This window comes from Campylobacter showae CC57C (assembly GCF_000344295.2).
In the GTDB taxonomy this organism is placed as follows: domain Bacteria; phylum Campylobacterota; class Campylobacteria; order Campylobacterales; family Campylobacteraceae; genus Campylobacter_A; species Campylobacter_A showae_B.
Map to the genome: position 1 here is coordinate 1 of NZ_AOTD01000253.1, position 10,463 is coordinate 10,463.

Genomic DNA, 10,463 nt, shown 5'->3' on the forward strand with positions numbered 1-10,463 from the left:
CGCCGGCGGCAAAACGGAGCTTTTTATAAAAGAGCTTGACCTGGCGCTTAGCGGCGACGAAAATTTGACCGACAAAGACGGCGACATCGAGTTTGAGGCCAAGGGCTCAAAGCTGATTTTAAACGACTTCAACGCGACTCTAGATCTGCTAGCATATAGCGGCCAGAGCGCGGGTGGGACGGTGAGATTTGATGCAAAGCCCGCTCGCGGTAACTTTTCGCTCATAAAATCGGACAAAAAATTTGAAATGTCGGCAAACGACATCAGGGGCGAGTTTATCAACTCGATCTTTAACATCAAAAGCTTTGAGGGTGGCAGCTTTAAAATGCGCGTTTTAGGGGCTAGCACCGATGATTTTAAGGGCGAAGTAAGGCTAATCGGCGCCACGCTAAAAGACTACACGTTCTACAATCAGCTTCTGACGTTTTTAAACTCCGTGCCATCCCTGCTCGTGTTTAAGACGCCAGACTTTGGCGCGGACGGGTATCCCGTGAAATTTGGCAAAATTTTGTTTGAAAAAAAAGGCGATGTATTAAAATTCCTAGCCATCGAGCTAGAGAGCTCGAGTGCCGATATCGGCGGTCACGGTACAATAAATCTCGCGACCAAAGAGATCGACGTGGATCTGGAGCTAAAGCTGCTAAAGGACGCTAGCTCCATCATCGACAAAATCCCGCTCATAAATCAGATCGTGCTGGGCAAAGACCGCACGCTCTCGACAGTCATCAAGGTGCGCGGAACGCTGCAAAAGCCGCAGTACTCGACGCAAATCCTGCAAGACGCGCTACTTTCGCCGTTTAAAATAATCAGAAACGTACTTGAAGCGCCGTTTTTGATATTTGAGTAAATTTGACGAGCTTCCAGGCGTCTGCGCCGCTAGTTTGCGGGTTGAATTTGAAGCCAAATTTGATACCCCAGCGCAGCTCGCCTATGCAAGGTGTTCGCGGGCTCCTGGCAAATTTAATCAAAATTATAGCAAAACAGCGCGCGGTTAAATACGACAAAAACAGCATCTCCGCGCGAAAAACTAAGTCAAATATAAAGCCCAAAATCGCAGCGTCAATGACCGCATAGCAAAAATTTCACCATTAAAATAGACTAGACTCGCTGCGAATTCCTATAAATTCGTAATCTTTATAGGTCGCATACGGCGCTAAAACGGCAAGCAAAACGCCAAATATCGCTGCGATATTTGGCGCCGCAAAGCCAAAATCGCGCCCGCGTCAAATTTAATAAAAACGGCGCCAAAGCTAGCAAGATAAACCAGGCGTAGATCTAGTACACAGACGCGCCAAACGCGCTCAAGGCAAAAAAAGGCCACCATAAAATCAGCGTGCCGATCGTAGATTTTTGTATGCTTTTTACAAATTTACGGCTAGCTTTAACACTCGGCGCTATCTTGCCTAGATTGCGGTTTATCGTTAAATTTTATCGCTAGCGGCTCGGACGGTTTTCGGCGGCAAATTTAGCTTTTGATCTCATCATCAAAAAGCTCGCGAACGTCCACCCAGAAGCTTGCGGACATAAAAATCGGCGAGTCCAAAATCTCCAGCAAACCGTCCCTAAAAGACAAAAACTCCGCAACTCTTTGGAGCCCGTCAACGGTTTTTATGCTCATGTCCGCTAGCCGCAGCACCTTTACAAGCTGTATTTTATCAGCCGTCCACTCGGCAAATGCCAAAAACCGTGAATTGTCCGAAAACGTAAAACACGCCGTAGCCTGCTCGCTAAGTAAAATTTGCTCAATCTCGCCGCTTTGGCTAAATTTTACGTTTTCGCTCTTACTATCGCTTTCTTCGCGCTTCAAATTTAAACCTTGTGCCTCAGCGCTCGCGTCGCCGTTAAACCAGCTTTGCAATTTTATGCCGCCTCGCAAAAACTCCGCGCTCGCGTAAAGCCGTAGCTCGCCCAAACTCGGCGCGCCCATGGCTAGGTCGAGACCATCAAATTCCGCGCTAAATTTACCGTCCGCGCTGCACTCTTTCGCGCTGTAATTCCAAGCAGAACCCATTTATTTCATTTCAAAATTTATTTAGTTCAAATTTATCTGCGCGTTTGACTTCGCCGCACAAATCTCGCGGTCTCACAGCTCAAAATCAAAGCAGTAAAAATCATCCGCCTCGCTCCAAAGCTCCTCTAGCGAGCGTCCGTCTATCTGCGGCGCGGTGTAGAGTTCTTGTAGCGTGGAGAAATACCGTTCGCCGCTCGCGTTTGCGCCAAGCTCGTCCGAGCACCTTTGAAACGAGCAGCGATCCGCATAGGCGATGATCATGTACTCTGCGCCTCGCAGGCGAAAGCTAAGCTCGGGCTCGCCGCCCTCAAGTACGCATTTTAGCAGCATTTGCTCTATGGTTTTAAATGAATATTTAGGCATCTAGCTTCCTTTTAAATTTATCTAGGCGCTTTTTAGAGGGGCAAATCAATAGGGGGCCGCGTTTTTGGAAGTAAATTTTAAAAATCGACTCAAATTTAAACACCGAATTTGAGCTAAAATTTGCGGCAAAATCACCGCATCTCAAGGCGCATGAGGTGCATATCCTCGCCGCCCGTGACATCAAGCTCCTGCGAGCCGCAAGCAGGACAGGTGAAGTCGTTTTCGCTAAGCTCGCCGCTAAAACCGCAGCTTTTACACTCCACGGCGACGTTTTGCACTATGATCGCAAGCTCGGCATTTTCGCAAATCGTGCCCGTTTTATAAACCTCAAACGCACTTTCTAGATAGTGAGGCTCAACGCCGCTTAGCCGCCCGATACGAACCTCAAGGTGCACAACCTCTTTCGCGCCGTTTGCGGCGGCGTTTTTCTCGCAAAGCGCGACTAGGCTTTGGACTATGCTTAGTTCGTGCATCGGATTTCCTTGATTGCGGACAGAGCGGATTTTATTTGTGCGGACGCGCCCAGGGCGTAAATTTGATAAATTTTGTGAGCCCGCTCTCGTGTCGTCCAAGCCTCAAAAGTCAATGAGATTAAATTTGATCTATCCATTGCTGTGCCTAGCATATTCGCGGTAGCAGCTCGCCCTTTGGCGCTTCTAAAAAGCGCTTCGAGCCGTATGCATTTTGCAAGATGACGCGGCCGTTTGCAGCGCCTAAAATCTCGCCAATCGAAGCCGCATTAGCGTCAAATTTGCGCAAAATCTCAAGCGCGCGCGCCTCGTCTTTTTCATCGACGGCTAGCACGAAGGTACCCTCGTTAGCTAGCTCGTACGGCTCAAAGCCAAACAGCTCGCAAACGCCCGTCACTTCGTCGCTAACCTTGATATCCTCCTCGCGAACGAGGATGTCTAGGTCGCTAAATTTCGCCCATTCGTTTAGTACGGCCGAGAGTCCGCCGCGCGTCGCGTCGCGCATACAAAGAAGCTTTACGCCGCCCTCTATCAGCGCCTTTACTACGCCTACTAGCGCTTTGCAGTCGCTTTTTAGCTCGCTTTGCAGATCGAGTTCCTCGCGGCTAGCCAGCACCACCGCGCCGTGCCTGCCCACGTCGCCCGAGATCAGGATCTTTGCGCCGGCGCGCAGGCTTTTTAGCTCCACGCCCTCGCAGACGATCTCGCCGATACCGCTCGTGTTGATAAAAATTTTATCACATTTGCCCCGCGGTACGACCTTCGTGTCGCCGCAAACTATCCGCACGCCATTTTCGCGAGCGACCACGGCTAGCGAGCCTAGCACGCGCTCTAACTCGGCTATCTCTAGGCCCTCCTCGACGATGAGCGCGCAGCTTAGGTACTTTGCCTCAGCACCCACCATAGCCAGGTCGTTTATCGTGCCGCACGCTGCGATCTTGCCGATGTCGCCGCCGTTAAAAAATATCGGCGTAACCACGAAACTATCGGTGCTAAAGGCTAGTTTGCTGTTAAAATTAGGCGCCGAATTTGTGGAGTGTTTTGCGCTCTCGTCTGCGCGAAAATCGCTGAAATTTAGTATCGCGCTATCGTTGCTCTCGCGCAAAATTTCGTTATCAAATATCCTAAAAATCGTCTCGTTTATGAGCGAGTTCATCTCCTCGCCGCCGCCGCCGTGGCTTAGCATTATCTTGCTCAAATTTGCCTCCTCTTAGCCCGCGCTTTTGACATCGCCGTATTTGTAGTATGCCGCACATGCGCCCTCGCTAGAGACCATACACGAACCCACCGGGGTTTTTGGCGTGCAGGCTTTGGCGAAAATTTTGCAGTCAAAAGGCTTTGCTCGCCCACGTAAAATTTCAGGACAGATACAGGCCTTGCTCTCGCCTTTGCTTTGCACGCTGCAGTCAAATTTGACCCTTGCGTCAAGCTTCGCGTACTCGGGGCGCAGCTTCATACCGCTTTGCGCGATCATACCAAGACCGCGCCACGAGAAGTCGCACGGCTCGAAAAATTTAGCTACGAGTTCCTGCGCTTTTACGTTGCCCTCGCGCGTAACGACTCTTGCGTATTCGTTATAGACCTCGTGCGTGCCTGCGTTTTGCTGGCGGACGAGGTTTAGGATGCCGTCCATCAGATCAAGCGGCTCAAATCCGCTAACCGCGATAGGTTTTTTATACTCGGCCGCGATACTCTCGTATATGCCGTATCCCGTGATCACGCTCACGTGGCTAGGTCCCAAAAACGCGTCGATCTTGACGTCTTTATCATTTAGGATCGCTCGCACGGGAGCCGGGACGGTAACGTGATTTATGTGGAAAAATAGATTTTTTAGCCCGAGCTCTATCGTCTTTTGGACCAAATTTGCGCTCATCGGCGTCGTCGTCTCAAACCCGATCGCAAAAAATATCACGCTCTTTTCGGGATTTTCCCGCGCGATTTTGATACAGTCTAGCGGGCTATATAGCGCTCTGATGTCGCAACCCTCGCCGCGCAGCTTTTGCAGACTGGTGTTTGAGCCGGGGACTCTGAGCATATCGGCTAGAGTGCACAGGATGGTGCCGGGCATCTGGGCTAGCTTGATAGCCTCGTCGATGCGGCTCCTTGGCATCACGCAGACGGGACAGCCCGGGCCGTGGACGAAATTTATATGTTCGCCCACTAGCTGCGGTAGGCCAAATTTCATGATCGAGTGCGTGTGTCCGCCGCAAATTTCCATGATATTTAGCGGCTTTACGCTCTCTTTTTTGATGAGTTTTGAAAGCGCTAAAATAAGCTCTTTATCGCGAAAATCATTGATTAGATTCACGCTTTTTCCTTTGCGTTTGGCTCGTTTGCCGCCTCTTGCATAGCGCCTAATCCCGCGTCGCCTTCGTCGGTGCTTATTTGTCCGCTTTGCATATCTTTAGCGATTTGGCGGTAGATTTCGATACTTTCTAGCGCAAATTTCGTATCGATTTTTTCCATCGCGTAGCCGACGTGGATGAGTACGTATTCGCCCACGGCTACGGGCTCGGCGATGAGATCTAGGCTCACGCGGCGACTCACGCCTAGCGTCTCGACGGTAGCGACGTTATCTTCGTCGATCGCGACCACTTTTGACGGGATTGAGAGGCACATTATCTAAGCTCTTTTTTAAATTTTAAGAAATTTAGCCACTTCTCCATGCCTTCGCCCGTTTTTGCGTCTAGCTCGATAACATCGACCTTCGGATTTAGCTTGCGAGCCTCTTTGACGACTTTTTTCACGTCAAATTCAAAATGCGGCAATAGCGAAGTTTTGGTTATCACGATGAGATCGGCGGCGCGAAACATGACCGGGTATTTAGCCACTTTATCGTCGCCTTCAGGTACTGAGAGCAGCACGACGTTAAAGTGCGAGCCAACGTCGTAGCTAGCGGGGCAAACGAGGTTGCCGACGTTTTCTACGAAAACTACATCAAGGCCCTCTAGCGGCAGATGATGAAGCCCCTCGTGCACCATAAAGGCATCGAGATGACATGCCTGCCCGGTCGTGATTTGGTGGGCTTTGCCGCCAGCTTTTATTATCCGGTCGGCGTCTTGGTTGGTTTCTAGATCGCCCTCGACGACGCCGATTTTAAATTTACCGCTTTTTATCGTAGCTTCTAGTAGCGTTGTCTTGCCGCTGCCGGGGCTGCTCATGAGATTTACGCATAAAATTCCGTGCTCATCCAAATGCGCGCGGTTGTGCGCGGCCTCTTCGTCGTTTTGGGATAAAATTTTCGTTATCACTTCAACCGTTTTGCTGTCGTTTAGCGCTGGGTGCGCGTGGCCGTGGCTATGCTCGTGAGCCGCGCCGTGTCCGTGCTCGGCGCCGTGATCGTGAGCGTGCGAGTGAGTCGTACCGTCCGCGTGAGTGTGGGCGTGGTCGTGTCCACTGAGCGAGCATCCGCAATCTTTACACATTTTATTTCTCCTTAGCGATTTTTTGGGATTATTATACTCTTAGATGTTAAAATCCCGCTTTAGTTTCATACCTTGCGGATATTATTTCGTTGCGTTTTATTTATATTTTGAGATTTTTGCGGTAGCGGCGAGAGGTTAAATTTGACTCAAATTTAAGCCGCGTCAAATTCTATGGCTCAGGCTAAATTTGACTTCAGATTAGCCTAGTCAAATTTAGCCATCTTTGCCGATAAATTTAATGTCCGCGAGACTTGCCCACGTTTGGTTTTTCTAGCACGATATCTTTGATACGAGCTTTGCCGTTATCCATCACGCTGATTACGGCAGTGGCGTTAAACTCCATCATATCTCGCTCCATCTGCTGCGCTTTTTTAGGCGGCATGAAAAAAGCTTCGATACCGAAATTTGCGGTATTATAATCAACTCTGCCCGCCAAAAACGTCCCGCCGTTAGGTCGCTCGAAGCTATATTTGTCAAATTTATACCTGCCGTCTTTGTCCTGCTTTAAGATAGCGTAAATTTTTGTGCCGTGCAGTTGCTGCCTTTTGCTTAAATTAGAATCTCTTTTGTCCAGCTCGTAAATGCCTGCAAAGCCGTAGCTAAGGCGTACGTAGTCGCCGCGAAACATATCGCGCGGATCGTAAACCGTAGTTCGCAGCAAGATCTCTTTGCCAAAATAAATCGGCGCGTACGCATACGCAAGCATCGCTATCACGGCTAAAATTTGAAATACCGCGGCCGCAAAAATCAGCTTTAGTTTCATCTCGCGCTCCCTTTTTTAGAGATCCTAGACACGCCGAGCACCACGAGCGCAAACACCAAAAACAGTGCGCTAGCACTGACGTAATCGCCGACTAGATCGACATATCGCACGAACGCCACCCAAAAGATGAGCGCGATGCCAAATTTCATATTATTTTGCTTGATGAGAGCGACCGCGACGCAAACGCCGATGAGCGAAAACACGCCCTCCTCGTAGCCCGCAAACGCGTCTAAGATAAACGGTAGCGCGACCAAAAGCGCTCCGACTATTGCGGCGGCGTATTTTTTAAAGTAAAACGCAAGCCCCAAAGAGGCTGCGCAAAAAGCCATAAACAACGCTCCAAACACGCTTTTTAAAAATGTAACGCCGTTCAAAACATTCTCGTAGTTCTGGGCGCCGTAAGGCCACGGACGCGAAAAATGCAAGTCCTCGTAAAGCGACATATCAAAACACAAGATGCCGGCGCCGCAGACGATGCCAATGTTTTTAAGGTAAAACGCGAGTTCAAATTTACCCGCTCTCTCAAGTAAAAACGAAGCGCAAACCGCGAGCAAGCAGTAGCTAAGCGCGAAAAAATGAACGCCGTAAAACGCATCGTCCACGCGCAAATCCGTCATAAAATACCGCTCGTAAAGCACGAAAGAGACGATATAAGTAAACACGCTCGCAAAAAGCGCGCCCGTAAGTAGCCGCGAATCATCGCGCCAAAGTACGGCCGCACTAGCTACGATAAATAGCAAAAATCCGTGCGAAACGCCGCTAAACTCAAACTCCATCAAAAACCAAACAAGCCCCAAAATAAGAGCCTGAAGCGTGATGATGGATTTGCGCGTAGCAAGCCCAAGCGCCAAAGCTCCGACCGCCCACAGCAGCACGCCGTTAGGCATATGCTCGCCTAGATGGTAAATTTGCGCGACTAAAACGATCGCCGCGCCGTAGCAAAAGTTCCCTAAAAAAAACAGCGTCGTAGCCTGCGTCTCTTTGCCGTTTTTTTGCGCCAAAACTCCGCTAAAATTTACCGCCGCAAGTATGCCAAGCACGATGATTAGCCTCACGGCGCGCGGCAGCTCCTCCCAGTTTGCGCCCACAAGCGTAAATAGCGAAAGCGCCAAAAACAGATACGCAACGAGCTTTAATATAAAGCTTCGCCGCTCGTTTGCACTCGATAAATCTATATCGTATCTAGCAGCTATCTTGCGCGCCGCCTCGTCGCTTATTAGCCCGTCCTCTCGCCACTTCGCAAGTTCGTCAGCGAGAAAATTTTTATGAAATATCATCATTTTTCTACTCCACGCATTTCATTATCCTGTGTCGCCCAGCCCAGTAGAGCATCGCATAGCCCGTCGCGCCCGAGATCACCGATGCGATAAGTACCGCGAGCTTATCTGCGTACGCGAACTCGTAGGTGTCGTGATAGGAGAGCGAATTTATAAAAAGACTCATCGTAAAGCCGATGCCGGTAAGTACGCAAAGGCCGTAAAACTGAGCCAGATTGCAGTATTTGGGTAGCTTTGCGAGCTTAAATTTGATCGCAAGAAAGCAAAATCCAAACACCCCTAGCTGCTTGCCCGCAAACAGCCCCAATATGACGCCCAGCGATACGGGGTGGAAAATCTGCTCCAACCCGATGCCTTTTAGCGAGATGCCAGCGTTTACGAAGGCAAACACCGGTAGCACGAAAAAGGCGACATAACCGTGCAGGTCGTGCTCGATCTGTTTTAGCATCGAGCCCTCGCCATCTTTTGCCTTAAGCGGTATGAAAAATGCCGCCACGACGCCCGCTAACGTCGCATGCACGCCCGATTTTAGCACGCTCACCCAAAGGATAATGCCCAAAATCACGTAGCAGGCTTTTTTATTTACGCCGGCTAAATTTAAAGCCAAAAGCCCCAAAGTAGCCGCTCCGGCAACCATAAACGACATAGCCGAGAGATGTCCGCTGTAAAATATCGCCATTATCAAAATAGCGCAAACGTCGTCGATGATAGATAGCGTCACGAGGAAAATTTTTAGACTCGCCGGCACTCTTTTGCCTAAAATCATTATGATACCTAGAGCAAACGCCGTGTCCGTCGCAGTCGGGATCGCCCAGCCTTTTAGCGCGAAAGCATCGGCGTGGTTAAACGCGTAAAAAACGAGCGCGGGCATGACGATGCCGCCGACGGCGCCCACGATAGGTAGCACGATCTGAGCGGGATTTCGCATCTCGCCCTCGACTATCTCGCGCTTTAGCTCAAGCCCTAAAAGAAAGAAAAAAACCGCCATGAGCCCGTCGTTTACCCACAAAACAAGCGGCTTTTGCAGGCTAAATTCGCCGAAAACCACGCCCATATTTATGCGTAAAAAGGAGTTGTAAAATCCGCTCAAAAAACCGTTTTGAAATATCATCGCAAAAATCGCGGCAAGTATGAGCAAGATACCCGAGCTCGCCTCGTTTTGGACGAAATTTTTAAAAGAAATATGTTTCAAATTTTAGCCTTAGGATAAAAATAGCGATAAATTCCGGCAATTTTAACATCAAAGGGCTAAATGCGCGATAAAAAAAGAGATTTTTGCGGGCAAATTTGATATGGCTTATCAAGCTTGCCCGCATCTTAAGCATTATGAGCGCGGGACGGCAGCCTTGGTTAGTTTTGAAAATTTAACCCCTTTTAGTCCGCCCATTTTTTCGGAAAATTTCTCGATAGCTCCCGCTTTGCCGCGAAGTATCAGAGTCTCCAGGCAGTTATCGTGATCTATATGGACGTGAGTCGTGCAGGCGATGTGCAAATTTGCCTGATGCTCGATGTCCATCATTTTTACGACGAGGTCGTTTTGGTGGTGCAAATAAATGAGTGTCAAAACGCCGATGAGATCCTCGTCCGCGTCTTTCCAGCTGTCATTTACTATTTTTTCCCTAATCAGATCGCGAGTAAATTCGCTTCTCGAAGCATAGCCCTGAGCGCCTATTTTGTTGTCGAGTTCGTCTAATAACTGCTTTGGCAACGAAACGCTAAATCTTATGATGTTTTCCACTATCGCCTCCTTAAAGAAATTATTAGTTATTATACATCAGAAAACTTTAATTTAAATTAACGTAAGCGCGATCTGACCGATAGCTACCGAGGAGTCATTTGACGAAAAGTTCTTATTTATGTAATACTTCTTACCTTTTTGCTTAAGAATTAAAATTACATTTTCAAGCAGGGCCTTATTTTGAAAAACTCCGCCTGCGAGCAAGATATCGTTTGACTGCGAGCAAGCTACGTCTGCTACGAGCTTTGCGAGCCCTTTTATAAAGCCCGTGGCAGCCATTTTTGCATCGTCTTTTAGAACTCTTTTAAAGGCCTCTTTAAAGCAAATTTTGTCATCCCTGATCTCAAACTCGTAGCTGACGTCTAAATTTGCGTCATAAAGCGTCTCCAGGCTCATTCCCGCCTCGCCCTCGTAGC

Annotated in this window: 13 protein-coding genes; 1 reads left to right on the forward strand and 12 read right to left on the reverse strand. The window is 49.0% G+C overall.

Going from position 1 to position 10,463, the window contains the following annotated elements:
* A partial coding sequence (locus H740_RS10330; protein ID WP_002953702.1) for a YhdP family protein occupies positions 1–847 on the forward strand: 847 nt, incomplete at its 5' end.
* Positions 848–1,465: 618 nt separating this feature from the next.
* Here the strand turns inward: H740_RS10330 and H740_RS10340 are convergent.
* From H740_RS10340 to H740_RS10395, 12 genes are all read right to left on the reverse strand, one after another.
* Positions 1,466–2,011, reverse strand: a complete 546-nt coding sequence (locus H740_RS10340; RefSeq protein ID WP_002953704.1) for a hypothetical protein — start codon at positions 2,009–2,011, stop codon at positions 1,466–1,468.
* A gap of 72 nt (positions 2,012–2,083) precedes the next feature.
* Positions 2,084–2,374: a hypothetical protein gene (locus H740_RS10345; RefSeq protein ID WP_002953705.1), complete on the reverse strand. Its 291-nt coding sequence runs from the start codon at positions 2,372–2,374 to the stop codon at positions 2,084–2,086.
* Positions 2,375–2,505: 131 nt separating this feature from the next.
* A complete protein-coding gene (hypA, locus tag H740_RS10350) occupies positions 2,506–2,847 on the reverse strand; it encodes a hydrogenase maturation nickel metallochaperone HypA (RefSeq protein WP_002953706.1) in 342 nt (113 codons plus the stop codon).
* Positions 2,848–2,992: 145 nt separating this feature from the next.
* The gene (gene hypE, locus H740_RS10355; RefSeq protein ID WP_002953707.1) at positions 2,993–4,042 is read right to left on the reverse strand and encodes a hydrogenase expression/formation protein HypE; all 1,050 of its coding nucleotides are present in this window, start codon (positions 4,040–4,042) and stop codon (positions 2,993–2,995) included.
* A 12-nt stretch (positions 4,043–4,054) separates the two neighbouring features.
* Complete coding sequence (gene hypD, locus H740_RS10360) at positions 4,055–5,152, reverse strand: hydrogenase formation protein HypD (RefSeq protein ID WP_002953708.1); 1,098 nt, start codon at positions 5,150–5,152, stop codon at positions 4,055–4,057.
* On the reverse strand, positions 5,149–5,463 hold the full coding sequence (locus H740_RS10365) for a HypC/HybG/HupF family hydrogenase formation chaperone (protein ID WP_002953709.1): 315 nt from the start codon (positions 5,461–5,463) through the stop codon (positions 5,149–5,151). Before H740_RS10365 ends, hypD begins: the two co-directional genes overlap by 4 nt.
* Positions 5,463–6,269: a hydrogenase nickel incorporation protein HypB gene (gene hypB / locus H740_RS10370; RefSeq protein WP_002953710.1), complete on the reverse strand. Its 807-nt coding sequence runs from the start codon at positions 6,267–6,269 to the stop codon at positions 5,463–5,465. Before hypB ends, H740_RS10365 begins: the two co-directional genes overlap by 1 nt.
* 235 nt (positions 6,270–6,504) lie before the next feature.
* Positions 6,505–7,032 carry a GDYXXLXY domain-containing protein gene (locus tag H740_RS10375; RefSeq protein WP_002953711.1) on the reverse strand — a complete coding sequence of 176 codons (528 nt, stop codon included), beginning with the start codon at positions 7,030–7,032 and terminating at the stop codon, positions 6,505–6,507.
* Positions 7,029–8,312, reverse strand: a complete 1,284-nt coding sequence (locus H740_RS10380; protein ID WP_002953712.1) for a DUF2157 domain-containing protein — start codon at positions 8,310–8,312, stop codon at positions 7,029–7,031. The genes H740_RS10375 and H740_RS10380 overlap by 4 nt, the downstream gene beginning before the upstream one ends.
* A gap of 4 nt (positions 8,313–8,316) precedes the next feature.
* A complete protein-coding gene (gene nhaA / locus H740_RS10385; protein WP_002953713.1) occupies positions 8,317–9,501 on the reverse strand; it encodes a Na+/H+ antiporter NhaA in 1,185 nt (394 codons plus the stop codon).
* Positions 9,502–9,633: 132 nt separating this feature from the next.
* Positions 9,634–10,047, reverse strand: a complete 414-nt coding sequence (gene nikR, locus H740_RS10390) for a nickel-responsive transcriptional regulator NikR (RefSeq protein ID WP_002953714.1) — start codon at positions 10,045–10,047, stop codon at positions 9,634–9,636.
* Positions 10,048–10,098: 51 nt separating this feature from the next.
* On the reverse strand, positions 10,099–10,463 hold a 365-nt coding region (locus tag H740_RS10395), incomplete at its 5' end, for a Kae1-like domain-containing protein (RefSeq protein ID WP_002953715.1).